Source organism: Bacillota bacterium (assembly GCA_012518215.1).
Taxonomy (GTDB): Bacteria; Bacillota; Dethiobacteria; order DTU022; family PWGO01; genus JAAYSV01.
Genome location: JAAYSV010000019.1, coordinates 41,838 through 67,057 on the forward strand (window position 1 = coordinate 41,838; position 25,220 = coordinate 67,057).

Consider the following 25,220-nt stretch of genomic DNA (forward strand, 5'->3'; position numbering starts at 1 on the left):
TTCCCAGTTTCCCAAATAATATAAATTATTTATATATTTTCACAAATTGAAGATTTTTAGGGGGTTGAATCGGCCGTGTGGATCATCCATTCCATGAAGATGCCGTAACCGCGGCGGGGGTCATTTACAAATACATGAGTTACAACCCCGACCAGTTTGCCGTCCTGGATGATGGGGCTTCCGCTCATTCCCTGAACAATTCCCCCGGTGGCCTTGAGGAGATCCCGGTCCGTGATTCTGATGATCAAGCCCTTGTCAGCCGGAGACTTCTGGGGCATGACCCGTTCGATCTCCATATCAAAACATCTGATCGTATCCCCCTCCAGCACGGTCAGCAGCTGTGCCGGCCCGTTCTTGACCTGGGAAGCCAGCGCCACGGGGATGGGATCTTGAAAGGGGGAGACAAATCCCTGAACTTTCTCCAGGTGCCCGAAGATACCGAACGGTGTGTTCTTGTCTATGCTGCCCGAAAGATCATTCTGGTTGAGAAACACCCCTGTTTTCTCACCCGGTTGCCCCCTCTGTGCCGGGTTGATATGCACGATGTTGGCTTTGACGATCTCACCGCTACTCATATCAACGGGTTTGCGGGTGTCCGTATCAACGATCACATGCCCCAGAGCTCCGTACAGCAAACTTTCGGGATGGTAAAAACTCAGAGTGCCGACGCCTGCGGTCGTATCGCGAATATATGCTCCGATGCGATATTCCTGGTCAAGGTCGGAATGCTGCGGTGTTATCGATACATCCTGTACCCTGTCTTTCCTGCGAATCGTGATCGTGAACGAGCCTTTCCGGGCTGCTTTCTGCAGAAGTTCGGCAGTATGTTTGACATTCTTGACCTTCTCCCCTTCCACGGCCAGGATCGAGTCGCCAAGTTTGATACCGGCGTTCCTGGCCGGGGAAGAACTCACGCCGCCGGACGGAAAATGGTAGAAACCCACCACCGAGACACCATCCGAATGTATCTTGATGCCGATGGAATGGCCTCCGGGAACCATGTTTATTTCGGGTAAGATATTGATGGTGACATAGCGCAGGGGGATACGCCCGAAGAGGGCAAATTCCAGATTGGCCTGCCCCTGTTTCACACCCTCCACGCTGAGAGGGAAGTTTATGCGGCTATGCTGTGGAGGGGTTGGCTTTCCATTCAGGGCAATGATTTCTCCGTTGTCATCACCGCGCACATATACGAAAGGGAACTTGAAGTTTACATAATGGTGTTCCCCTTCCAGTATGCGTATATTCGGGGAAAGAATTGAAAATAATTGCAGATAGTAGACGAGAGCGAAAAAAACAACGGAGAGAAATGTCCAGAAGATCGCTTTTCTCAAGATGTTGCTTTTATTGTTGGCGTTTTTATTGTCTGGCAATGTCTTCCCCCGTGATGTGTTGGCCGGTCAAGAAACGTTGTTTATTTCCGGGATGCTTTTTTTAAATTAACCACCGCATGAAATTTTATACCCGTGCAGATTACATAAAAATAATCTTAAATTTTCCAGGAAGAAGGTCTGCAAAAAAACAAAATTTTGCCGTGATATGTAAATTGGAGGGCAGTGGGGAAAGATATACAGGGATGAATATTGGATAGAAACAGTTCTGTTGAAGAATGGAGGCGAGGCCATCGCTTTCAAGATTACTGAAAATATCAAAAAATAACGAGGGCAGATATCTTTACCGCGGGCGGATACGTCTGGGCCGATGCACCAAAGAAATGGTGCGGAGAATCCGGCCCGGCGAGATAGCGCTGATCTCCCATCGCGATCTGGACGAACTGGCCGTCGAGTCTCTGCTGAAGTCCAGGGCCCGGGCGGTACTTAACACCGATACGTATATCAGTGGCCTGTTTGCCAACAGCGCCCCCCGGCGGCTTCTGAAAAAGGGGGTTTACCTTCTGGAGGAAATCGATGAACGTATCTTCGATCATCTCCAGGACGGGGAGATGATCCGGATCCGGGGAAAAAATGTGTTGTTGCCGGGCGGGGAGGAATTTTGCGGCACCGTTTTCACGGAAGAGTTGTTCGAGGAAAGGATGGCCGAAGCGCGCCGACGTGCATTTGATGTGGCGGCCGGATTCTTTGACAACACTTTTGTTTACGCCCGCCGCGAAAAGGAACTGCTCCTGGGCAAGACAGAGTCGCCTCCCTTGCAGACGAAGATCAAGGGGAGGGATGTGGTCGTCGTCGTGCGGGGCAGGAATTACCGTGAAGATCTGCATATTCTTCAGCATTATTTGAAAGAGGCGCGGCCCGTTCTGATCGGTGTGGATGGGGGGGCGGATGCTCTCCAGGAGGCCGGTTACCGTCCTGACATCATCATCGGAGACATGGACAGCGTTTCCACATCGGTTCTGTGCAAGGCCAGGGAAATAGTCGTTCATGCCTACCCTGACGGGCGGCGCTCACCGGGGATCGAACGCGTGAAAAAACTGGGCCTGCAGCACAGCATCTACACTGTTCCGGGAACCAGCGAGGACATAGCGTTGCTGCTGGCCTATGACCAGGGGGCCGAACTGATCGTGGCCCTGGGGACACATTTTGGGGTGATGGAGTTCCTGCAGAAGGGGCGGCGGGGAATGTCCAGCACCTTGCTGGTCAGGCTCAAAGTGGCCGATCGCCTCGTCGATGCGAAAGGAGTCAGCCGCCTCTATCGCAGGGGTGGTTCGTTTTCGCTGTTATCCGTTGTTTTTCTGGCCGGGTTGCTGCCGGTGATCATCCTTCTGCTTCTATCGCCGTTGATCCAACATTTTTTTCGCGTTATCTTCTGGCGCATGGGCATCGGCCTTTAACATATTTCCGGGAGGGACGAGTTTTGTTTGATTTCAGAGGTTATCTGGTAATATTGACTTCCGTGTTCCTGGCACTGGCCATAGGATTGCTGGTGGGCATCTCGTTTGGTGAAGATTTCCTTATTTACAACCAGCAGGAAGTGATTGACAAACTGGAGCAAAAATTAACGTCACAGGAAGATTTGATCGCTACCTTGCAGGAGGAAGTGGCGGCCTGGGAATCTTTCCGTGATTATTTCAGATTCAATTTTGCGGGAAAGGGTTCCCTGAAGGGGGATCAGCCCACGGTCAACATCATTTCCAACAGCGCGCCGTTCACCGAGGAGGTCACCTCCCTGATGAAAGAGGAAGGAATAGGCTACCGTGCCATAAGCCTGCATCCCCGGTTTATCGAACGTCTGAGAAGTTCGACGGGGCAGAAGGCCGAGAACCTGGCCGAGGGGATTGCGTCCGAGATCGGTTTGCTGAACTCACTTGTTTTTTCATGGGGCTATGCCGAGGTTGATCATGCCATCATGGCGGGAGAGCTGATGGAGTCGGGGGAAATAGAGATACAGGGTAACTGGTCCGAGGATGTACCGGGGGCCGTTGCTCTGTTGCTCTATGACCGTTCCGCCGCTTCCGGAGAGGGAGATGGCAGATCACAAACAGAAGGCCATGCCGAGGAATTGAACTATCTTTTCAAGGAATTGGCTGCCTCCCTCCGGGCAGAAGGCTACCGGGTGGTGATTGCTTTTTCAGGGTTCGGCGCCACGGAAGGCAGAGGCAGGAAGGCGAAGACAGAAGCGATGGGTGTTCTTCCCGCAGGCTGCGGGGAATGGGGGGAGGCTATCGTGGATCATGCCGATACTTTCTGGGGGCAGATAACCCTGTTGGATCTGATCCGCAAGGAAACCGAAGGCCATTACGGTTTTGGATCTGGCAGCAGGGGGATTCTTCCCACGGGTGGCAAGGAGGATGGGCAGTCATGAAATCAGTGACAGCTCTGGTACCGGCTTTCAACGAGGCGGCGCGGATCGCTGCCACGGTCGATGCACTGGGCAAGGCCCGGGGAATCGGTGAGATAATCGTCATCGACGATGGTTCAACGGATGGCACCGCTTCTGCCGCAGCTGCCGCGGGGGCAGAAGTGTTTCGCCTTGGCAGCAACAGGGGCAAGGGCGAGGCCGTCTGGCGGGGGGCACGGTTTGCGCGGTATCCCCTGCTTGCTCTTGTGGACGCGGATCTTGGTTCCAGTGCGCTGGAGATTGTTCGTATCATGGAACCGGTCATGGCAGGTTTGGTGGATATGGCCATCGCTGTCTTCCCGCCCCGTTCCGGAAAAGGCGGGTTTGGCATCGTTAAAAGATTTTCGCGCGCCGGCCTGTACCTGCTCTCGCGGCAGAAATTTGTTGAACCGCTTTCCGGGCAGAGGGTTTTGCCTGCACAGCTGCTGCTGGATATGAAGAAGCCGCCCCGTGGTTTTGGCCTGGAGGTAGCGTTGACACTCGAAGCATTGCGCCGCGGATACAGGGTGGCCGAGGTTCCGGCACCGATGAGCCATCGGGAACGGGGACGGGATCTCCTTTCATTTTTACACCGGGGGCGGCAATTCATGGCTGTCTGCCGCGAACTCTGGCATGGGGTCCGGGCCGGAGGGGTGGGGGAAAAATGATGGAGGATATCGCTGTTGCTGTTTCTGTTGCCATGGGCCTTTTTGTTGTTTTTTTCCTGACTCCGCGCCTGATCTTCCTCTACTGTCAGGCCGGTATCAGGCGGAAAAACTACCTTGGCCACAGGATCACTCCGGCTCTGGGGCCGGCCATCGTGCTTTCCTGGATACCGGCAGTGATATGCCTTCCCCTGTGCAGTGGCAAATTTGCCTCCTCTTTTTCCGGGTTCGGCCAGGCTGTTTTTCCGCCGATAGTGCTTGCCCTGGGCCTGATGGCAATAGGGTTTCTGGACGACATTTTCGACGAAAATATCAGGGGGTACCGGGGACATTTTTCATCGTTGATGGAAGGCCGCCTGACCGCGGGTATGCTGAAAGCGCTCTGGGGAACGGCTCTAACGGTGTTGGTGGTCTTCAATGACGGCCTGCTGGCCCGGAATATGTACACGGAAACGGTTTCCCCTGCAGCGGTGCTGCTTCTGAAGGCGATGGCCGTGCTGACTGTCCTTTTCTGGGCCAATGGCTTGAATTTTCTGGATCGGCGGCCGGGGAGAGCTTTGAAAGTATTTCTGTTCCTGGGATTGGCCATTTCGTTCTGGGGCCTTGCAGCCCGCGGGGTTTCCACACCGGTATGGGGTTCCCGGAGCCTGATCCATGGCGGGGATATTTCCGGGCCGCTGACACTGATGCTTCCTCTTCTGGTAATTGTGCTGGCCCTTCTTCCCGTGGATCTCGGGGGAAAAGCCATGTTAGGCGATGCCGGCTCAAACCCGCTGGGAGCGCTTCTTGGTTTCTACGCTTTGCTCATGCTTCCCCCCGGGGGTCGCCTGTTGTTTCTCTTCCTCGGCTTGATGCTCAACCTGATCGGGGAAAGGGTGTCCATCTCCGGGGTAATCGACGGGAATCGCTTTCTCTCTTTCCTTGACCGCCTGGGATGCCATGCCGAAAAATAAGTAGCGCGGACAGACGGACCGGCCCGGGGTAGTTTTGGCGGGGTGGGGCAGGGAGGGGTGCCTGCCGGCCGTCCGCAAGATATGTACGGGATGTGGTGAAAGAAATGATTCAAAAACAGGAAGGTTCGGTCATATCCATCGGTGCCTGCCGTCCGGGTGCAACCGAGATCGAGGTCAAGATCGGCGGCACTGTTCATCAAGCTTTGAATTACGATCAACTCACCGGGCCGGTATCCGTGGGGGACCGGGTCATCCTGAACACCACCGCGGTGCAGTTGGCCCTCGGGACCGGCGGTTATCATTTCGTCTGTTTCAATTTCGACCGGGGGTGCAGCAGCAAGATTGCCGGCCCCGGGCATCTGATAAGATTGCGTTACACCCCGTTGCAGCTGGCGGTCCAGTCGTGTGAGGAAGAAGAAGGTCCGCGTGGGGCCATAACCGATTTCAGAAGTCTCCGTGGGTGCCCGGTCATCATCGGGGAGCTCCACAGCATGGTCGCTCCGACGGTTCTGACCCTGAAGAAGATGGAACCAACGTTGCGCCTGGGCTACCTGATGACCGACACCGCCGCCCTGCCCATCTCTTTCAGCCGGGCCATCGATGGCCTGAAGAGGGAGGGACTTCTCCGGCTGACCGTGACCACCGGGCAGGCGTACGGCGGTGACCTGGAGGCGGTGAATGTTTATAGCGGCCTCGTTGCCGCTTTTCAGGCCGGTGGTGTTGACACGGTGATCATCGCGCCCGGCCCGGGGGTGACCGGGACGGGAACCAAATATGGTTTTTCAGGGATGGAGGTGGGGGAAAATGTGAACCGTGTGACCTCCCTGGACGGCACCCCCGTGGTTATCCCTCGCATCAGTTTTGCTGACCCCCGTCCGCGCCACTGGGGCATCAGCCATCATACCCTCACCGCCCTGAAGACTGCTGCTTTTTCACCGGCATACCTGCCCCTTCCCTACATGGGAAAGACGGAGATGAAGCACATGAATGCACAGCTGATGGATGAGGGGCTTTTCGAACGGCACCGGGTCTGTGCCATTCACATGAAGGGGCAGCTTCTCTGGGAGAGGGAAGAAAAGAAATGGCTTCATTCCATGGGGCGGGACAGCGACGAGGATCCCTATATCTTTGCTGCTCCGGCGGCGGCGGCCATCTTCACCGCTTCGTTTCCCGGCAGGGAAAAGGGGGCAGAAGGTAGAAGAAACAGGAAAGAAAGCAGACTCGGATCCTGAGCGGTTTCTGCGGAAATGGCGGCCATGAAGAGAAAGAACGATGACCGGTGTGAAAACAAATACAGGGATTGGGGAGGAACGCTTATGAATGATCTGACGGAGAAGATGCTGAAGACAGAGATGAAATATCGCGGGCGCATCATCAATGTGAAGGTGGATGAAGTCGAGCTTCCCACCGGTACCCGGAGCGGCCGGGAGGTGGTGGAGCACCCGGGGGCGGTAGCCGTGATTGCAGCAGATGAAGATGGGCGGATCATTCTGGTGGAACAGTATCGTTATCCTGTCGGGGAAACTCTGCTGGAGATCCCGGCGGGCAAACTTGATCCCGGCGAATCCCCGGAGGAGTGTGCTCTGCGTGAGATGGTGGAGGAGACAGGCTACCGGCCGGGCAGGCTGGCCCTGCTCTCCAGAATATACACCACCCCGGGTTTCAGCAATGAAGCCATCCACCTGTTTCGCGGTTATGACCTTCAGTACGTTGGCAAGCCTGACCGTGATGTGGATGCGGATGAGGAAGAAAATCTCAACACGGTGTTGTTGAGCGAGCGGGAAGCGGTGGAGAAGATCGTTGCCCGCGAGATCGTCGATGCCAAGACAATCATTGCTCTCCTGTGGCCTTGAAGGCTGTTGCATGTGCGGGTTCCCCCCGTCATATTCTATTATGTGGCTCATAAATTAGTATAAATATCAAAATCATGTTGACGGAGGAAAATTGGCCTTGCGGGAGGGAATAAATGCTTTTATAAGGGAATATCTCCGTGAAAACCTGGGTATATATATGGTTGTTGGATTTATTTTCACGGCCGGTGTGCTTGGCGGGGTTCTGGTCCTCAGATATATGCAGCCGGGGGCGATCGGCGAAATGGCCGATCATTTTGCACTGTTCGTGAGGGGGCTGGAAGAAGGCAGGGAGGTCGATTACGGTTCTGTTTTTCGCGCTTCGATCGGGCAGAACTTCAGGCATCTTGCCCTGGTCTGCCTTGCCGGAGTCTTTGCCAACGGGTTCCCGTTGATTTTCCTGCTGGTTGGTATGCGGGGAGTAGCCATCGGTTTCACGGTCGCCTTCCTGATTGAAAAAGCATCCGTGGGTGGGGCTCTCTTCTCCCTGGCTGCGGTGGCTCCGCACAACATGATCGTTATCCCCGTTTTTCTGATAGTCGCTGCCACCGGCTTTGCCTTCTCCTGGCGCCGTTTCCGGGCCATCTACATCGAAAAAAGGCCGCGGCCATTCGGCGAAGACCTTTTTTCATACGGGCGCACAATTGTTTGTTTGGGTCTGGCTTTGATCATCGGCAGCCTGGTGGAAACATACGTTTCCATGCTTTTCATGCGCCTGGCCGCAACCGCCTTCCTGGGGTGACCCGGCCGGTTGAAGAAGTTTATTTCCTGCCAGAGGTCGACAATATCCGGAAAGAGCAGGGGAACTTTGGCTTGACCGGACGAAGCATGCCATAAAAAAAGGATTTTAATATTACTTTGTGGAATAGTATGAAATGTTTGCTTGTTCTTGTACCGGAATGGGAGCGTACATTTTTTGGGCGCTTTCATGCGTACGGTTGAAGGGAAGTATTTGATGGAAAAACTGGCTAATGATTTTATACACTATCTGACCGTGGAACGGGGCCTGGCCAAGAACACCCTGGAATCCTACAATCGCGATATCCGCCGCTATCTGCTTTTTTTGAAGAAAGACAATGTCGGCGCCATGAAAGAAGCCAATCGCAAGCATATCGTTGCCTACCTGGCAAACCTGAGGGAACGGGGGCAGGCGGCTTCCACCGTGTCCAGAAACCTCGCTTCGATCCGTTCATTCTATCATTTTCTGATCCAGGAAGGAATCGTCGATATCAACCTGGGACAGCAGGTTGACCCGCCCAAGCTGGAGAAGAAACTCCCCCGCGTTCTATCCATGAATGAAGTGGAAAGGCTTCTGAGCCAGCCCTCGGACAGGGATCATATCGGTATAAGGGACAAAGCCATGCTGGAGCTACTCTATGCCTCCGGGATCAGGGTTTCGGAGCTGGTGTATCTGAACCTGAATGATTTCAACCCCGAGGTCGGATTTTTACGTTGCCGCGGCAAAGGTTCAAAGGAGCGTATCGTGCCCATCGGGTCTGTGGCAGTGGACAAAGTACAGGAATACCTGGCCCGTTGTCGTTCAAGACTGGTAAAAGGAGATCATGAAAAATCACTTTTTGTCAACCAGCATGGCCGCAGAATGACCCGACAGGGTTTCTGGAAAATATTGAAAAAATATGCCCTCAAGGCCAATCTCAACGAAGACATTACCCCCCACACACTGCGCCATTCTTTCGCCACCCATCTGCTGGAAAATGGTGCAGACCTGCGTTCGGTCCAGGAGATGCTGGGGCATTCGGATATATCAACCACCCAGATCTATACCCAGATCACGAGGCGCAAGATCAGGGAGATATATGATCGGACTCATCCCCGCGCCTGAGGAAACGATGATGCCTGTTATTGATGAAAAAAAACTCAAGATAGAAAGACAGTTGCAGGAGAAAGGCCCCCCGCCCGGAAGGAGGGTGTTGCTCCTGATTCTTGATGGGGTGGGGATCGGCTCGTTGCCCGATGCTGCCAGGTACGGCGATGAAGGTGCGGCCACGCTTCAACATGTCAGCGCGGCGGTCGGCGGGCTGAAGGTTCCCCGTTTGCAGGAACTGGGCCTGGGAAACATCGCCCCACTTGAAGGGGTGCCTTCTCATCCGTTTCCACGTGCCTCCTACGGTCGGATGGCCTTCCGTTCACCGGGCAAGGATACCACCACCGGGCACTGGGAAATTGCAGGCCTTGTCCTGCCTTACCCGTTTCCCGTCTACCCTCATGGGTTTCCCCCGGAAATAATCGATCAATTTCAAAGAGTGGCAGGGCGCAAAGTGCTTGGCAACAGGCCGGCATCCGGAACGGCAATCATGGAAGAACTCGGGGAAGAACATATGAAGACCGGTTCCCCGATCGTCTATACCTCGGCCGACAGTGTCTTCCAGATTGCGGCGCACGAGGAGGTTATTCCGCTCGAAAAACTTTATTTTCTCTGTTCCCGGGCACGGGAGCTGCTTTCCGGGAAACATGCGGTAAGCCGCGTTATTGCCCGCCCCTTCATTGGTACACCGGGTAACTTCAAACGCACCTCCGGTCGGCGGGATTTTTCCCTGCCGCCATTACGCCCGACGATGCTGGATCTTCTTTCCAGCGATGGGGTGGAGGTGACCCTGGTGGGCAAGGTTAACGAAATATTTTCCGGCCGGGGGACGACCCGTTACATACCGGCCAGGGGGGATAACACCGTGGTCGAGCTCGGGGTGCTGAAAGCGTTGAAAGCTTCCCGGGGGGGGCTGATCTGGGCCAATTTTGGTGATTTTGATTCCCTTTACGGGCACCGCAATGATGCAGAGGGATTTGCCCGGGCGCTCAATATTTTCGATACCTTTCTGAGCAGGTTGTCGGAACACCTCGGGCCCCGGGATCTTGTTGCCATAACTGCCGACCATGGTTGCGATCCGACCTGGCCGGGGACCGACCATACCCGCGAATATGTTCCCCTGCTGATCTGGCAGTGCACGGGTGGTGACATCGTCGGCAATCACCCGCGAAGCGTTTCATTGGGGACACGCTCCACGGCCGCGGACCTGGGGGCCACGATCATGGACTATCTCGGGGTGGAAAATGGCGGGGACATTTCCGGCACCTCATTTCTGGACGAACTGTCTCTGCCCGGATAATTGAAGAACGACGGGCTGCCGGTTTCCGCTGATAGATTCGTGCTCGGGCAGACAACAGAACCGGGCGCAGGGGAGGGCCATGACAACTTCAAACCTGATCACCAGAAAGAGAGACGGGCAGGAACTCACGCCCGATGATATCGAGCAAATGGTCGAGGGTTTTGACCGGGGCCGTATCCCCGATTACCAGATGGCTGCATTCCTGATGGCCGTCTATTACCGCGGGATGTCCCCGAAGGAGCTGGTCGCATACACCGGGGCTCTGGCTTCATCCGGGCGGATATTGAAATGGGACCATCTTCCCGGCCTGGTCGCTGACAAACATTCCACCGGTGGTGTCGGGGACAAGACCACGCTGGTGGTGGCTCCATTGATGGCCGCTGCCGGCGTTTACATGCCCAAGATGTCCGGACGGGGGCTGGGGTTCACCGGCGGGACTGTTGACAAGCTGGAAAGTATCCCGGGGTTCAACACGCAACTCTCCCTGAGCGAGATGCGAAAGCAGGTGGAAAGGATCGGCCTGGCGGTGGTCAGCCAGACCGACGAACTCACCCCTGCCGACGGGAAGATCTACGCTTTGCGAGACGTGACGGCGACCGTGGACAGCATCCCCCTTATCGCCGGTTCGATAATGAGCAAGAAGATTGCCGGCGGGGCTTCCAGGATCGTCCTGGATGTCAAGGTTGGCAGCGGCGCCTTCATGAAGACACCTGACGGGGCTGTATCTCTGGCGGAGACGATGGTTGCTCTTGGCAGGGCTTCCGGGCGGCAGGTCAAAGCGTTGATCACCGATATGGATCAGCCTCTGGGCAGGGCGGTCGGCAATTCCCTGGAGGTCATGGAGGCGGTAAGCATCATGCGGGGGGAGGGCCCCGATGAACCGAGGGAACTGGCCCTCTCACTGGGCACACTTCTGCTCAAGGATGCGGAGAATGATGAAGATGAGGAAGAAATCCGCTCCAGGTTGAGGCATCTTCTGACCGGTGGCGCTGCTTACGAAAAATTTCTGCAGATGGTCGAGTCCCAGGGTGGAGACCCGCGTTCACTTGAAAAGGGGCTGGGGACGGCTCGTTTTCAGCGGGTGATCAGAGCCGATCGGGAGGGATATTTGCATAAGTTCGACGCCCTTCATATTGGCCGGGCTGCTGCTTTGCTAGGCTCCGGGCGCCAACGAAAAGGAGATTCTCTTGACCATTCATCCGGTATCTGCCTTCATGCCCGAAACGGCGATGGGGTGGAGGAAGGGATGCCGCTGATGACCCTCCATGCCCATGCGGAAGAAAAGATTGCCGCTGCCCTGGAGGAAGCTCACCGGGCGGTCAAGATTGTTGCCAGTCCCGTAACCACCGGGCCGCTGATCCGCGACACCGTTTCTTGAATCCGCCGGATTTCTTGCCCGGCTGCAGAAGGCAGGGGCAGCAGATTGCGCCCCCGTGCCGGATCGATGCCCGCGATATTTAAAATCGATGGCGAGAGCGGCCCTGATACTGCAAAGAAGTTATTTTTGTTTTGGACAATACATACTCTTTTGGGGAGTATGTTTTTTTGATTTACGGGTATAGATATGAAAAAAGGGAGGTTACACTCTTGCGCAGGAATATCCCAACCCGTCTGGTTTTCCTCATTCTTGTCACTGTATTGTTGAATATGATAGTATTGCCCGGATTTGCCACTGCCGCTTCCGAAGAATCGGAGAAGCCGGACATCGAATTCAATTACAATGTAAAGGCTGCACTGATGATGGAGACGGACACCGGTAAAGTCATCTTTGCCAGAAACGACAGAACAAAACTGTATCCGGCTTCCGTGACCAAGATCATGACCGTCCTTCTGGCCATGGAGGATCTCGAAGAAGGGAAAATACATCTTGATGACATGGTGGCGGTCTCTTCGCGGGCAGCATCCATGGGCGGTTCACAGTTATTTCTCAGTGAAGGGGACCGGGTCAGCCTGGAAAAAATGTTGATCGGCATCATGGTCGCTTCTGCCAATGATGCTGCAGTTGCCGTGGCCGAACATATATCCGGTTCGGTGGAGGCCTTTGTGGACCGTATGAACAGGAGAGCAGATGATCTGGGTATGAAAAATACGTGTTTCGTGAACCCTCACGGCCTCCATGATGAAAATCATTATACCACTGCCGGGGATATCGGTATCATGAGCCGGGAACTGCTGGATTATCCCCTGGTCCATGAACTTGCGAACCTGTGGATGGATGAGCATTTCCTGGAAGATGAAATAAAGTCGGGTGGTGTCTATCTCAGCAACACCAACAAGCTGATTCGTTATTACCAGGGGTGCGACGGGTTGAAAACCGGATTTACCAACGAAGCCGATCACTGCATAGCAGCCACGGCGAAGCGGGGCGATACCCGTTTTCTGGCCATAATACTGGGTGGGGCCACCAGCGATGAACGTTACGATGCGGCACGGGCGCTTTTGAATTACGGTTTTTCCCGTTACCAATCTGTCCCGTTGGTGAAGAAAGGCGAGGTTATCAAGGTGATGCCCGTGGAAAAGGGTGATCTGACACATGTAAACATAGTAGCCAAAGATAACCTCAGTCTTCTTTATCCCCGGGGAAAAAAAGTGGAATTCGAAAAAGAGATACTTCTGCCCGAACACCTGAAGGCGCCACTGAAAAAAGGGCAGAAAGTCGGCGAAATAAACGCCACCTTCATGTATGAGCAGGCTGGCATTGATCTGGTTGCCGTCGAGGGGACGGCGCGGGCCGGTTATTTCAAACTGGCCGGGCGTCTCTTCTCCCTCTGGCTCAGTTTCGGGAGGAGATAGGAGGAGGCGGAAGGGTGAAGACCTGAAGTTTGCTCCTGTTCGGCCTCGGAGGATCGGAGCGGTGGCAGGATCTCGCCTACGGGGAGAAGGCTGCCTGCATCCGGAGGTTTCTTCTGCTTTCTGCACATTCCGGAACCGTGGTTCAGAACTTTTCTATCAGCCCGACAATATATTTCAGAATCAAAATGGCATCGTTGACGTCAATATTTTTGTCCCCGTTGGTGTCGGCCGCCTTCCGGTCCAGGCTTTCCAGTTCGATCAATTTCACGACATGCTTCAGCACGAGGATGGCATCTTTGACGTCGATTTTCCCGTTGCCGTCAACATCACCGATCATGAGCATCGTGGAAATCAGCAGCGCATGGCGCGAACCGGCCGAGACGCTGATCACTTCATCGTGATCTATCGCGGTCGGTACGGGGAGGTTCTCCTGGTCGGTATCGAGCCCCAGTTGCCCGAATTCATTGTCGCCGCAGGAATGAAGAGCGCCGTTCTCCAGGAGGATGAGTGAATATTTGCCCCCGGCAGCCACCGCGGCAGCCTTCTTCACGGATTCTATCCTGGTCGGGATCTTTTTATCATCATAGCCATCATGTCCCAGCGCGCCGCTGTCCCCCCGCCCGAAGGAATAGACATCGCCATTTTCTTGCAATGCCAGCGAGTGAGAACCGTTGTAATCTCCCCATCCGGCGGCGATGGCCTTGACATTGTCGAGATTTTCGATCAACCGGGGGGTGTTTCTATCCTCCGTATCATCAAGCCCCAGCGCACCGCATGTTCCCGCCCCGCAGGAGTAAACGCGGCCTTCCTTCAGCAGCAGCGTATGGGAGTATCCGGCGGCGATGGCCTCCACATTGTCGAGGCCGATCCTGGTGGGGGTGAGCCTCTGCTTCGTATCACCCAACCCCAATTTTCCCCTGTCGTTCTGGCCGAAAGCGTAGACGTTGCCGTTTTCAAGCAATACCAGGGAGTAGTGGAAGCCGGCGGCGATGGCCTTGACATCGTTGAGGTTGGGGTCATTGACCAATTGGGGGGAGGATTTATTCTTTTTGTCGCCATGTCCCAGCGCACCGTATGTTCCCTCCCCGCAGGAGTAGACCCGCCCGTCCTTCAGCAGCAATGTATGTGAGTAACCGGCGGCGATGGCTTCCACATGGTCAAGGTTGATCCTGGTGGGGGTGGTAACCGATTTCGCAATTGTTCCCAGCCCCAGCTGCCCCTTGTCATTCTTGCCGAAAGCGAACACATCGCCATTTTCCATCAGCACCAGGGAATGATGTTCACCGGCGGACACTTCCTTTACGCCGTGAAGGTCATCAATTTTCAGCGGAGATCTTTTTTTCTCCCCGTGACCCAGCTGGCCTTCATTTCCACGTCCCCACGAACAGGCAACTGTCCGGGAGGCATTACTTGAAGCGGTGGAATTTGCTGCAACGATGCCATGGGCCGGGAGATGACCATGAAGGGGAAGGGGAAATGCGCCCATCATGATGAACACGGACCAGAAAACAAGAAGGAAACAACACAATTTTTTTCTGCCCACGGGCCTGCCAGTAGAGGTCAACATGTTGATTGTCCCCCGGAATATATTTTTATGATAATTATAACAGATAATATATTTTTATGAATGTCGAAAAATTTGCAGGAATAATCTCGTAGATGAAGAATTATTTTCCACAGCGGAAGATTTTCCGTTTTTTGCTAAATCGGCTCGGGAGGGTAGTCATGCAGATCAGGACAAATCGCAGGGGCCACAATCTGATCATCAAGTTGAAGGGCGAACTGGACCACCATAGCGCGAGGGAATTCAGGAAAACCTTTGCCCGGGAATGGGGAAAGGATGGGGCTCGCAATTTGATTGTTGATTTCAAAGAGGTTACGTTCATGGACAGTTCGGGAGTGGGGGCTCTAATCGGCCGCTACAAGCAGGTTGATCAGAGGGGAGGCAAGGTGGCCATATGCAGTCCGTCGAGGACGGTGGCCAGGTTGATCGAGATGTCGGGGCTGCTCCGGATCATTTCCATGTACCGGGATGAGCAGGAGGCCCTGAAAAAGATATAGCGGCAGGTGGAAAGTTTTCTTGCCACATGAACAATTCAAAAGCTGACACAGGGAGGTAGATAATGATGGAATACAGGGGAAAAGATTATATGAGAATGGAGATACCCGGTCTTTCCAGAAACGAGGCATTTGCCCGTGCCGTGATCGCTGCTTTCGCCGCCCGCCTCGATCCCACGCTGGAGGAGATAAGCGATATCAAAACGGCTGTTTCGGAGGCGGTGACCAACGCAATCATCCATGGTTATGAAGATGAAATCGGACCCGTCATATTTTTCGCCTTCATCGAGGACAGCATCCTTACCGTCGAGATAACCGACCAGGGGCGGGGGATTGCGGACATCGAGCAGGCGCGGCAACCTTTCTATACCAGCAAGCCGGAACTGGAGCGTTCGGGCATGGGGTTCTCCATCATGGAAAGCTTCATGGATGAGCTGATCGTTATCTCCGGCAAGGGCCGGGGGACGACCGTGCGCATGGTCAAGCGTCTCTCCCCCAAATCCGGGCAGGCTGCGGCTGCCGACGAAGAGGGTAACGCGGATGGAAATTGATCGGCTTCTGGAACTGTTCCATGCCGGGGATGACAGGGCCGGGGAACAGCTGTTGCTGAAGCTCCGTCCCATGGTCCTGGGGCTGGTGCAGCGTTTCACCAATACCTATCATGATACCGATGATCTCGTGCAGGTTGGCTATATGGGGCTTCTGAAGGCTATCGAACGTTTTGATCCTGCAGTGGGTGTCAAATTGACCACCTATGCCGTGAAATGGATCATGGGCGAGATAAGGATGTACCTGCGGCGGGGCCACAATCTTCTCCGTGGGCCTTCAGTCAGGAAGGCATCTTCCCTCTCTGCTCTGGCCACGGCCAAAGGTGTTAGCCCCGAGGAGGCGGCCATTGAAAGTGAGTACCCCCGTCCGGTCTTTCCGGGTGCCGAGCAACTGGCCCAGATGCCATCGGGCCAGGCCCTGGAAGAAGAATATATCCGCAAAACATGGCTGAAGGAAGCCCTGCTATCACTCTCTCCCGCAGAGCGCAGGATCATTTTTTATCGCTATTTCAAGGAAAAGAGCCAGCAGGAAGTGGCTTCACTTCTGGGCTGCTCGCAGAAACAGGTTTCACGCCTCGAAATAAAGGTGCTGCAGAGAATGAGAGAGACGATGCAGGAAGACATCTAGCACCTTCCAGTAGCAACTACTCGTTGTTTCCCCCCGGCCCGGAAATTTCACATCGGACAACCCAACCGGGAAATATGCCCGCACGTTCAATTCCAATAATTTACGCTTCGACAGGTTATAAAAACCACCCCTTTGTTGAATACTACAAAAGCAAAGAAATTTGACCTGAAACGGGAAACAGGGAAGGGGGGCAGAACGGATGACCAAAGGGATGGAAGCCAGATTGGCGACTCTGGCCCTTGGCTTTGTCCTGTTTCTGTTTGTTGCCCTGGTTGTTTATTTTGTATTCTTCAACCGGCCGCCGGAGCCGCCACGGAGATCCCTTCCGGTTATTGCCGTGTCCGGGGATGTACATGCTCCGGAAACTTGCTGGCCGGGGCTCCGAAGTTAAAAAAAGGGGGTGAGAAGATGACCGTAGCCAAGATAGTGGAACTCGTTGGAGAGTCCCAGCATAGCTGGGATGAAGCGGTACGCAGTGCTGTAAGGAACGCCGCTCAGACTGTAGAGGGTATTACCGGGGTAGAGATCATGAACATAACCGGGCATGTTCATGATGGTGAAATAACGGAATACAAAGCCAACATCAAGCTGGCCTTTGGGGTAAGAGACGATCGTTGAACGCATGAAAAACAAAGGGCGGAAAGTCGAGGCCGGAAAGATAATGGGAAAGATGCAGAATACAGCAGAGGAACGGCTCAAAATTTCTCCACGGGAATACCGGAAACTGGTGCAGAAGAAACAACCCCGCCCGCCACTGGCCAGGAATGTTGTCCTGGCCTTTCTGGGTGGCGGAACGGTATGCCTGTCGGGGCAATTGGTCAGTGATGCCTTCGTTGCCCTGGGATTTTCGCAAGAGGAAGCGACGAATCCGATGGTGGTTTTTTTTATTTTCATCGGTGTTCTGCTCACGGGTTTTGGTGTCTTTGACAGGATTGTCCGTTATATCGGGGCTGGCATAACTGTACCCATCACCGGATTTGCCAATTCCATTTCTTCCGCGGCCATAGAATTCAAAAAGGAGGGGACCATTGCCGGAACCGGTTCCAGGATGTTCATGATGGCCGGTTCCGTGATCATGTATGGCGTGGTAACCGCTTTTCTTGCCGCGGTAATTTCGGCCATATTGTAGAGAGAATGATGGTATGGATACGCAGAAAATAGGAGCACACAGCTTTTTATTTGCCAATCCTCCCTTGCTTTCATATACAGGTGTGGTGGCCGGTCCCAAGGAAGGGGCCGGCCCGCTTGGTGCAGATTTTGACGTGGTCTACGAAGACAACCGGCTCGGGGAAAAGAGTTTCGAGAGGGCCGAACGGCGGATGATGGAGGAAGCTTGCTACATCGCCCTGGGCAAGGGTGGATTGAAGACGGAAGACATCGATCTATTCCTGGCCGGTGACCTTCTCAATCAGATCACGGTCTCGGGTTTTTCCGCCCTGGCCATGCAGATACCCTTTTTCGGGCTTTACGGGGCCTGTTCCAGCTTCTGCGAATCGATGGCCCTGGGTTCCGTGCTCCTGAGTGGTGGCTTCGGAGAAAGGGTGCTGATCGCCACTTCCAGTCACAACTGCAGCGCCGAAAGACAATTTCGCTACCCGACCGAGTATGGATTTCAGCGTCCGGGTTCCGCCCAGTGGACGGTTACCGGCGCAGCTGCAGCAGTGCTGACTGCCGGCGGGGGAGAAGGTCTCAGGATTACGTCGGCTACCATCGGTACCGTTGTGGACCTCGGTGTCAAGGATACGCTCAATCTGGGGGCGGCGATGGCACCGGCGGCGGCTTCGGTCCTCGATTTGCATTTCGCCGATCTGCAACGCCAGCCGACATATTACGATCTCATTGTTACCGGTGACCTGGGCCAGGTCGGGATGCAATTGATGCTCGAGTTGACCGATCGCCGGGGAATTGCACTGAGAGACAGATACAACGACTGCGGGACGATGCTCTATTATCCGCATCAACAGGTCGAAGCAGGGGGCAGCGGCTGCGCCTGTTCGGCAATCGTGGTGTTGGGGCATATCCTGGCCCGGACCGACAGCGGGGCGCTGAACCGTGTTCTGGTGGTGGCAACCGGGGCATTGCATAGCCCCACAACATCCTACCAGGGTGAAAATATCCCCGCCATTGCTTATGCCGTATCCCTGGAAAAATGACCTGCGCGGAGGAAAACATCTAGAATGGCAGGAGTGTTGCAGATGAACATATATGTAACTGCATTCATCGTCGGTGGGCTATTCTGTGTTGCCGGGCAGCTTCTATTCGAGCTTACCAAACTGAGCGCGGGCCATATACTATCCGCTTTCGTGGTGGCCGGTGGCGTGCTGGGCAGTTTTGGCCTCTACGATAAACTGGTTGATGTTGCCGGTGCGGGCGCCTCTCTACCCATATCAAGTTTTGGCAATGCTCTGGTCAAGGGGGCGATGGCGGAGGCGGCCCGGCGTGGGTTGATCGGTGTGCTCACCGGCATGTTCGAACTGACCAGCCCGGGAATCACGGCAGCGATAGTTCTGGGGTTCTTTGCCGCCCTGATCTTCAACCCCAGGGGATAGTAAAGTTCCCGGGTGGCGATCATCGGCGATCAGCAAAGATAATCTTTTTTGGTTTGAGCCCCGAAATAGTCGGCGGGCAACCCGGGTCAGGCAATTCATTGCGCAATTGGTGGACATAAATCGATTTATTGAATCATGGTGATGAAACAAATCAGGTGGCTTTCTGCCCCTGATTTATTTTTGTTCCGGGGGGAGGTCGATTTGGTCCCTGCCCCCGGGTAGGGGACAATCATTCTTGACCGCATCCTGGCAGCACGAGCGGCGAACAATTCAAACCTGTGGATGGGGATGGGCTCTTCCCTTGCTTGTTTTCAAAGCAGCACCGGTAGGTTATAATAAAGTGATGAAAAAAAGGAAGGGAAGCCCCGGGGCGGGCCATGATGAACAAAAAAGTTATTGTTACCACCTGTAACGAAAACGAGACTCGCAGGGTGGGGGAAATACTTGGACAGATGATTCAAGTTCCCCTGGTTGTCGTTCTGGACGGCAAGCTGGGGACCGGAAAAACAGTGATGGTCAAAGGTGCGGCCAGAGGGTTGGGTGTTACAGAGGTTGTACGCAGCCCCACATTTACCATCATGATGGTTTACCGGGGGCGGCTGCCTCTCTTCCATTTTGATTTCTACCGCCTTGACGACAGGATGGAACTGGATGCCCTGGATCTGGAAGAATATCTTGAGGGACAGGGGGTTGCCTTCATCGAATGGGGAACCAGGTTTGCCGAATGCCTGCCTCCGGAGAGAATGGACATCCGGTTGGCTTACAGTGAAGGAGACATGAGCAGTACAGAGAGAGTGATTACTTTTTATCCTCATGGCCGGGCTGCCACGGCACTCCTGGATAGAATGTCGGAGAAATTGGAATATAATTTTGAGGGTGAAATAAGATGACAGACTGCAAGAGAGGCTTCTGCTGTTCAACCTGTATGGAACGGAGGCCGGTGAATTGTTGATTATGGGGTTGGATACCTCCACCCGGGTCTGCAGCGTTGCCCTTCTGAACGATGGCGAACTGGTAGGAGAATATACACAGAATGTCAAAAAGACGCATTCCCAGAGACTTCTGCCGCTGATCAGCTGTCTTCTTGACGATACCGGAACAGACAGGAAGGATCTGGATGCGGTGGCGGTGGCCGTCGGTCCCGGTTCCTTCACGGGGCTTCGTATCGGTATAGCCACGGCCAGGGCGCTGGCCCAGGGTTTGGGGTTGCAGGCGGTGGGTGTCTCCACCCTGAGGGCCCTTGCTGAAAATCTTTCCGGTCATCGAATTCTTGTCTGCCCCATGCTTGATGCACGGCGGGATCAGGTCTATGCGGCGCTCTATCGTCCCTACGATGCTCCGGCAGCTGCTGGCAACACTGATTTTGAAACATTGCTGGCCCCGACAGCCCTGTCGATACATGAGCTGGTGGCCAGGTTACGGTTATCCGGGGGCCGGGTCTGTTTCCCCGGGGATGGGCAGGCCAGATATCTTGACCTGTTGCATGAGGAAATCGGGAATCGTTACACAGCCATACCCTCTGCGTTGGCACTGAATAGAGCTTCATCGGTAGCAACGTGTGCGGCACGGAAACTGGGGGCCTCTCCGGGGCAGTATTCATTTCTTGATCTGCGGCCGGAATACTTGCGGGTGCCGGAGGCTGAACGCAGAAGGCGGGAAAAAGATACATAGGAAAGGTTGGCATCATGGGCCGTTTTGAATTTGATATTCATGATGTCCAGATCCGACCCATGGAAGTATCGGACCTGGACACGGTCATGCATATTGAAGAATCGGTCTTTGTGTTCCCCTGGCAGAGAAGGGGATTCGAGGCTGAAATCCTCCGCAATGAGTTTGCACGTTATTTTGTTGCTTCCATTCATGGGCGGTTGATAGGTTATGCCGGTATCTGGATCGTTCTGGACCAGGCTCATCTTACCACCCTGGCCGTGGACAGGACCTGCCAGTGCAGGGGGGTGGGCACACTTCTCATGAAACACCTGCTCTCCAGGGCAGCATTCGAGGGAACTGTACGCATGTCCCTGGAAGTCAGGCCGAGCAACAGGAGTGCTCGCATGCTTTACCGGAGGTTCGGGTTTGTGGCCCTCGGGCGGCGCAAACATTATTACCGCGATGAGGATGCCATCGTCATGGTCAATGAACATGTGGGCGATAGGGCCCGGTTATGATTTTTCGCGGGGAATTACAGGTGAAATGGAGAAACAGGATTTGCTTGCAACGGATAGATTGATTCTGGGGATAGAAACATCATGCGATGAGACGGCAGTGGCCGTGGTTGCAAACGGAAATAGGATCCTGAGCAACCTTGTTTTTTCGCAGGTGGAGCGGCATGCCATCTTCGGGGGTGTCGTTCCCGAGATAGCTTCAAGGCTTCATCTGGACACGATCAATACCCTGATCGATGCGGCTCTTGATGAAGCGGGGGTGGGCTTTGATGATCTTGATGCTCTGGCCGTCTCTTACGGACCGGGATTGGTGGGGGCATTGCTGGTGGGAATTGCTACCGCCAAGACGCTTTCCTATGCCCTCGATATCCCGCTCATCGCCGTCAATCATCTCGAGGGGCATATCTATGCCAATTTTCTAATTCATGATGAAGGGGGACATGGGGAAGATTCCGGAATACGATTTCCCCTGCTGGGGCTGGTGGCTTCCGGGGGTCATACCGATCTGGTGTGGGTGCCGCGGGTGAGGGAGGCCGTGATCCTGGGACAGACCAGGGATGATGCCGCCGGCGAGGCTTTCGATAAAGTGGCGCGGGCGCTGGATCTGGGTTATCCCGGCGGCCCCATTATTGACTGTCTTGCCCGGCAGGGCAATCCTTCTGCTATCCCTTTTCCCCGCGCCTATCTCGACGAGGACAGCCGCTATGATTTCAGTTTCAGCGGCCTGAAATCCGCCGTTCTGAACTACCTTCACCAGCAGAAAAAGGGAGGGGAGATGTTCGATGTGCCCGATCTGGCGGCCAGTTTCCAGGCTGCGGTGGTGGAGGTGCTGGTGGAAAAAACAGTCGCTGCCGCGGTGGAAAGAAAGCCGGCTTCCCTGCTTCTGTCCGGGGGGGTGGCTGCCAACTCTTCTTTGCGACGGCAGATGCGGGAGCGGCTTGTGGAGCTGGCCCCTGACGTGAAATTTTACTGTCCGCCGCCATCGCTGTGTACCGACAATGCCGCCATGATTGCCGCCGCCGCTTTTCCCTATCTGCAAAGCCGTGAATTTGCCTCTCTTGATCTCAATGCCGTGCCCAACCTGTCATTCTGATAAAAGTGACAAACATCACGTGATCGTGAAAGGTTCCCGAAAACGGAGAAGAACGGGAAAGGCAGGGCCCGTAGATGAAGTTTGTTGATTTATTCGGGCAACTTGTAGAGAAACCTCAAACCCCACAACATCGTGTTTATCTCGACCGGTTCGCCCCCGAGGGCTTTTCTGAACAGGTTCATGGCTATGCCGACGCGGGTCTTGATCATGGCTTCGCCGGCCTCTCTGGAGGCGATGGCCGGAAAACCCATGTAGGGTTTCATGTTGGTGTCACCAACCCAGCCGAGGACATTGGCCAGATGTTCGAGATCCCGGCCCAGTTGCTTGGAAAATATTTTTGCTATCCGGGCAAAGAAGAGCGCCATGCGGTTGGGTGGAGGAGGCTCGGAGGGGGGTATCTCGCTGTAATCCGGGGAGATCATCGATGGGTCGGTGGCCATGACGAGGGAGGTTTCATTCGTGCCGGCATGTGAATCTGCATCGTCGCCGACCTGGCCTTCCGGCAACCCCACTTTTTTCATGAATTCTTCATCATGCTGAACCATGTATTTGAAAACGAGCCCGAAAGGGTTGATCAGGTAGAAACGATACTTCTTCCACAGTTTGCGGGCGGCAACCTCGAAAGCCAGCTGGTGTCTCGGCCCACCGTGGTTATCGGACAAAAAAAGATAATGGAAACCTTGTTCGGCCAGCGCTTTCCCTGTTGCGAAGAGCAGATTTTTCAGTGTTGTAGCCGGCACGGAAACAGACCCTTTTATCGGCAGGGCATCGGAACCCACGAACAGGGAGGGCATCCTGACCAGGGTGAAATCGGGAAATTCTTTTTTCAGCGCTTCGGCGTAACGTTTCTGCATCTCCTCGGCTACAAAGACATCCGTGCCCAGAGGCAGATGCGGGCCATGAACCTCCAAGGGGCTGACAGCCATCAGAAAGATGGTCTTCTTTCTTTCCAGTTTATCGACATCCCTTAAATTCATCATCGCATAATCTTGCATCGAGGGGCCTCCAATCCGATCTTGAAATGAAAGTATGAACCCGCGAACCTGTGTGTCATTGGTTTTATATAGTTTCGCCGTGCAATCAACAATTCCTTCAAGTTTGTACGGAAAACGATTATCTGCGTGAGGAACTGTATGAGGAGAGGGGAAGCCTGGAAGGCGCCGAGAGAGGCATCTTGAGCTGGTGTGTTCTGGTAAAATAAAGGCGATAGATCATCGTGGAAAGAAGGATGCCGGATAAGACAACCGCGGAAAGAACCGCAAATATAACCACGATCTGGTAGCGGACGGCGATCATCGGACTTTCTCCGGCGATCAATGCACCGATCATCATTCCCGGTAACTGCACGAGGCCCATCGTTTTCATCGCATCCAATGTGGGTACAATCCCTGCTTTCATGGAGGCCATTGTCAGTGGCTCCGCCGCCTGCCTGGAGGAGGCTCCCAGGGAAAGTGCTGCCAGGAGTTGTTCCTGCCGATTGGAAAATTCCTGCTGAATGCGGTTGAGAACGATGCCGGAAGTGATCATGCTGTTGCCGATGACCATGCTGCCCACGGGGATGAGAAAACGGGCAGAAAAATCCATGACACCAAGAAGCAACAAAAGGGAGAGCACCACGACGGAGGTAATGCCGATGATGGCCGTGACATACACCTTGAGGCGGGGCATCCCCCGGGCCTTTTGTCCGGCATGGTAGCCGGCGATGATCGTCATGGCCAGCAGGGCCAGGATGATCGCGATTCGATTCTGGCTGGCAAAGATGTACTGCAGGATGTAACCCACTGCGATCAGCTGTACAAAGGCGCGTCCCGTGGAATACAGGATTTCTTTTTCCAACCCCAGTCTTTTGTGCATCGAAAGCAACATGGCAATGACGATAAAAATCAACGAGATGAACAGGGCTGTAGATTCCGTCTCAATCACCTTCCCCGTTATTTCCGGTAGAATGAGGATCCGCTTGTTTCTTTTCCTTCAGCAAGGAATTCAGCAGATACCCCATCGCTGCATCGGAATATAGTTCGGGGCCGGATCGGGCCCTGGCAAAAACCTCTTTGGCAGTGGAAGATGTTACGATCGTTCCGGTATCAAGCAAGAACATCTTCCCGCCCAGGCGGCGGGCCTGTTCGAGATCATGGGTAGCCCATACAAGGGTCAGCCCCTTTTTTTTGTGCAAATCCATGCATAGTATCTCTGTAGCGGCGGCTCCTTCGGCTTCCAGCGCCGAGGTGGGGTCGTCCAGCAACAAAACTTCCGGATTGTTGGCCAGGCATCGTGCAATGGAAACGCGCTGCTGCTGTTCTTTCGACAACCTGTCCGCCAGCAACCTCAGAAATTCCGGTTCCAGGCCCACCATCTGCAGAAAGGGGAGGGCACTTTCCTCGGGAAAAGGCTTCTTCCTCCCCAGGGAAGGTCCGTAATTTATATTATTGGCTACCGTCCCTTCGAAGAGTGAGGGCTGCGGGAAAATCATGCCCACCTTGCGGCGCAGATTCAATACATCCATCTGCGTCAAGGGGTTGTTACGGAAAAGGATCCGACCGTGGGTGGGGTCCTGAAGGCGGTTGAAGAGGGAAAGAAGAGTGGATTTACCCGCCCCGGGGGGGCCGACAATGGTACAAATTTCCCCGCACGGGATTTTCAATGAAAGATGATCGAGGATGATGCGTCCATCACGGATCAGGGTCACATCCTCGAAATGAAATAAAGTACCCATTGCCAAACCTCCGCTGATTTTTTAAAGGGTTTTACGGACAAACAAGGGCTTGATCCAACTTGATTATATCGCTTATTTTCTTTCAATTACAAGCAGGCCGTTTCCTGCTATTATATTTTCCAGTACCTGATATGTTGGCGTCAGCTACATGGAGTGAATGGCTGCCAACGTCAAGTACAGTGTTTCCCCATTACCCGAGATTCCTCGTGGCGCTATTCTTTCACCCTGTTGTTACCATTTCAACATCATTTATCTCTATGGCTTGATGTCAGTGTTCTTGTTAAACACCGCTTGCTCGGAATGACA

The 25,220-nt window shown here is 54.3% G+C and carries 28 protein-coding genes; 23 read left to right on the top strand and 5 right to left on the bottom strand.

What is annotated here, in order from left to right:
* Nucleotides 1-56: 56 nt before the first annotated feature.
* Nucleotides 57-1,373, bottom strand: a complete 1,317-nt coding sequence (gene spoIVB, locus GX364_03470) for a SpoIVB peptidase (protein NLI69912.1) — start codon at nucleotides 1,371-1,373, stop codon at nucleotides 57-59.
* Between the two features lie 341 nt (nucleotides 1,374-1,714).
* Here spoIVB and GX364_03475 point away from each other — a divergent pair, with 341 nt between their 5' ends.
* From GX364_03475 to GX364_03525, 11 genes are all read left to right on the top strand, one after another.
* Complete coding sequence (locus tag GX364_03475) at nucleotides 1,715-2,788, top strand: hypothetical protein (protein NLI69913.1); 1,074 nt, start codon at nucleotides 1,715-1,717, stop codon at nucleotides 2,786-2,788.
* Between the two features lie 23 nt (nucleotides 2,789-2,811).
* Nucleotides 2,812-3,759, top strand: a complete 948-nt coding sequence (locus GX364_03480; GenBank protein ID NLI69914.1) for a copper transporter — start codon at nucleotides 2,812-2,814, stop codon at nucleotides 3,757-3,759.
* Nucleotides 3,756-4,442 carry a glycosyltransferase family 2 protein gene (locus tag GX364_03485; GenBank protein NLI69915.1) on the top strand — a complete coding sequence of 229 codons (687 nt, stop codon included), beginning with the start codon at nucleotides 3,756-3,758 and terminating at the stop codon, nucleotides 4,440-4,442. Before GX364_03480 ends, GX364_03485 begins: the two co-directional genes overlap by 4 nt.
* Nucleotides 4,439-5,392 carry a hypothetical protein gene (locus GX364_03490; protein NLI69916.1) on the top strand — a complete coding sequence of 318 codons (954 nt, stop codon included), beginning with the start codon at nucleotides 4,439-4,441 and terminating at the stop codon, nucleotides 5,390-5,392. Before GX364_03485 ends, GX364_03490 begins: the two co-directional genes overlap by 4 nt.
* 104 nt (nucleotides 5,393-5,496) lie before the next feature.
* Nucleotides 5,497-6,624, top strand: coding sequence for a DUF3866 family protein (locus GX364_03495; protein NLI69917.1), 1,128 nt, complete (start codon nucleotides 5,497-5,499; stop codon nucleotides 6,622-6,624).
* Nucleotides 6,625-6,708: 84 nt separating this feature from the next.
* Complete coding sequence (locus GX364_03500) at nucleotides 6,709-7,245, top strand: NUDIX hydrolase (protein ID NLI69918.1); 537 nt, start codon at nucleotides 6,709-6,711, stop codon at nucleotides 7,243-7,245.
* Nucleotides 7,246-7,342: 97 nt separating this feature from the next.
* Nucleotides 7,343-7,984, top strand: coding sequence for a stage II sporulation protein M (spoIIM, locus tag GX364_03505; protein NLI69919.1), 642 nt, complete (start codon nucleotides 7,343-7,345; stop codon nucleotides 7,982-7,984).
* Between the two features lie 213 nt (nucleotides 7,985-8,197).
* Nucleotides 8,198-9,085: a site-specific tyrosine recombinase XerD gene (xerD, locus tag GX364_03510; GenBank protein NLI69920.1), complete on the top strand. Its 888-nt coding sequence runs from the start codon at nucleotides 8,198-8,200 to the stop codon at nucleotides 9,083-9,085.
* Between the two features lie 10 nt (nucleotides 9,086-9,095).
* Nucleotides 9,096-10,367 carry a phosphopentomutase gene (locus tag GX364_03515; protein NLI69921.1) on the top strand — a complete coding sequence of 424 codons (1,272 nt, stop codon included), beginning with the start codon at nucleotides 9,096-9,098 and terminating at the stop codon, nucleotides 10,365-10,367.
* Nucleotides 10,368-10,446: 79 nt separating this feature from the next.
* Nucleotides 10,447-11,745 carry a thymidine phosphorylase gene (locus GX364_03520; protein ID NLI69922.1) on the top strand — a complete coding sequence of 433 codons (1,299 nt, stop codon included), beginning with the start codon at nucleotides 10,447-10,449 and terminating at the stop codon, nucleotides 11,743-11,745.
* A 209-nt stretch (nucleotides 11,746-11,954) separates the two neighbouring features.
* On the top strand, nucleotides 11,955-13,160 hold the full coding sequence (locus GX364_03525) for a D-alanyl-D-alanine carboxypeptidase (GenBank protein ID NLI69923.1): 1,206 nt from the start codon (nucleotides 11,955-11,957) through the stop codon (nucleotides 13,158-13,160).
* A 142-nt stretch (nucleotides 13,161-13,302) separates the two neighbouring features.
* On the opposite strand, the gene GX364_03530 is transcribed toward GX364_03525, so the two are convergent.
* Complete coding sequence (locus GX364_03530; GenBank protein ID NLI69924.1) at nucleotides 13,303-14,727, bottom strand: hypothetical protein; 1,425 nt, start codon at nucleotides 14,725-14,727, stop codon at nucleotides 13,303-13,305.
* Nucleotides 14,728-14,885: 158 nt separating this feature from the next.
* Between GX364_03530 and spoIIAA the strand changes: the two genes are divergently transcribed.
* The 12 genes from spoIIAA (at nucleotide 14,886) to tsaD (ending at nucleotide 22,201) form a co-directional block, all read left to right on the top strand.
* Nucleotides 14,886-15,221 (top strand): anti-sigma F factor antagonist, encoded by a 336-nt coding sequence (gene spoIIAA, locus GX364_03535; GenBank protein NLI69925.1) that lies wholly within the window; start codon nucleotides 14,886-14,888, stop codon nucleotides 15,219-15,221.
* A 65-nt stretch (nucleotides 15,222-15,286) separates the two neighbouring features.
* Complete coding sequence (locus tag GX364_03540) at nucleotides 15,287-15,769, top strand: anti-sigma F factor (GenBank protein ID NLI69926.1); 483 nt, start codon at nucleotides 15,287-15,289, stop codon at nucleotides 15,767-15,769.
* Entirely contained in the window at nucleotides 15,759-16,394 is a 636-nt protein-coding gene (locus GX364_03545) for a sigma-70 family RNA polymerase sigma factor (GenBank protein ID NLI69927.1), read from the top strand. The genes GX364_03540 and GX364_03545 overlap by 11 nt, the downstream gene beginning before the upstream one ends.
* 199 nt (nucleotides 16,395-16,593) lie before the next feature.
* On the top strand, nucleotides 16,594-16,785 hold the full coding sequence (locus GX364_03550) for a hypothetical protein (GenBank protein NLI69928.1): 192 nt from the start codon (nucleotides 16,594-16,596) through the stop codon (nucleotides 16,783-16,785).
* Nucleotides 16,786-16,802: 17 nt separating this feature from the next.
* Nucleotides 16,803-17,012 carry a dodecin domain-containing protein gene (locus tag GX364_03555; protein ID NLI69929.1) on the top strand — a complete coding sequence of 70 codons (210 nt, stop codon included), beginning with the start codon at nucleotides 16,803-16,805 and terminating at the stop codon, nucleotides 17,010-17,012.
* A 43-nt stretch (nucleotides 17,013-17,055) separates the two neighbouring features.
* Nucleotides 17,056-17,523, top strand: a complete 468-nt coding sequence (gene spoVAC / locus GX364_03560) for a stage V sporulation protein AC (protein NLI69930.1) — start codon at nucleotides 17,056-17,058, stop codon at nucleotides 17,521-17,523.
* Nucleotides 17,524-17,536: 13 nt separating this feature from the next.
* Nucleotides 17,537-18,547 (top strand): stage V sporulation protein AD, encoded by a 1,011-nt coding sequence (gene spoVAD / locus GX364_03565; protein NLI69931.1) that lies wholly within the window; start codon nucleotides 17,537-17,539, stop codon nucleotides 18,545-18,547.
* Nucleotides 18,548-18,589: 42 nt separating this feature from the next.
* Nucleotides 18,590-18,943 carry a stage V sporulation protein AE gene (gene spoVAE, locus GX364_03570; protein NLI69932.1) on the top strand — a complete coding sequence of 118 codons (354 nt, stop codon included), beginning with the start codon at nucleotides 18,590-18,592 and terminating at the stop codon, nucleotides 18,941-18,943.
* Nucleotides 18,944-19,323: 380 nt separating this feature from the next.
* Complete coding sequence (gene tsaE, locus GX364_03575; protein NLI69933.1) at nucleotides 19,324-19,833, top strand: tRNA (adenosine(37)-N6)-threonylcarbamoyltransferase complex ATPase subunit type 1 TsaE; 510 nt, start codon at nucleotides 19,324-19,326, stop codon at nucleotides 19,831-19,833.
* 58 nt (nucleotides 19,834-19,891) lie between these two features.
* A complete protein-coding gene (gene tsaB, locus GX364_03580; protein ID NLI69934.1) occupies nucleotides 19,892-20,614 on the top strand; it encodes a tRNA (adenosine(37)-N6)-threonylcarbamoyltransferase complex dimerization subunit type 1 TsaB in 723 nt (240 codons plus the stop codon).
* A 14-nt stretch (nucleotides 20,615-20,628) separates the two neighbouring features.
* Complete coding sequence (gene rimI / locus GX364_03585; protein ID NLI69935.1) at nucleotides 20,629-21,111, top strand: ribosomal protein S18-alanine N-acetyltransferase; 483 nt, start codon at nucleotides 20,629-20,631, stop codon at nucleotides 21,109-21,111.
* A 25-nt stretch (nucleotides 21,112-21,136) separates the two neighbouring features.
* Nucleotides 21,137-22,201, top strand: coding sequence for a tRNA (adenosine(37)-N6)-threonylcarbamoyltransferase complex transferase subunit TsaD (tsaD, locus tag GX364_03590; GenBank protein ID NLI69936.1), 1,065 nt, complete (start codon nucleotides 21,137-21,139; stop codon nucleotides 22,199-22,201).
* 89 nt (nucleotides 22,202-22,290) lie between these two features.
* Here tsaD and GX364_03595 read toward each other — a convergent pair whose 3' ends face one another.
* From GX364_03595 to GX364_03605, 3 genes are all read right to left on the bottom strand, one after another.
* Nucleotides 22,291-23,196: a creatininase family protein gene (locus GX364_03595; protein NLI69937.1), complete on the bottom strand. Its 906-nt coding sequence runs from the start codon at nucleotides 23,194-23,196 to the stop codon at nucleotides 22,291-22,293.
* Between the two features lie 118 nt (nucleotides 23,197-23,314).
* Nucleotides 23,315-24,124: an iron export ABC transporter permease subunit FetB gene (gene fetB, locus GX364_03600; GenBank protein NLI69938.1), complete on the bottom strand. Its 810-nt coding sequence runs from the start codon at nucleotides 24,122-24,124 to the stop codon at nucleotides 23,315-23,317.
* A complete protein-coding gene (locus GX364_03605) occupies nucleotides 24,117-24,914 on the bottom strand; it encodes an ATP-binding cassette domain-containing protein (protein NLI69939.1) in 798 nt (265 codons plus the stop codon). Before GX364_03605 ends, fetB begins: the two co-directional genes overlap by 8 nt.
* Nucleotides 24,915-25,220 lie beyond the last annotated feature (306 nt).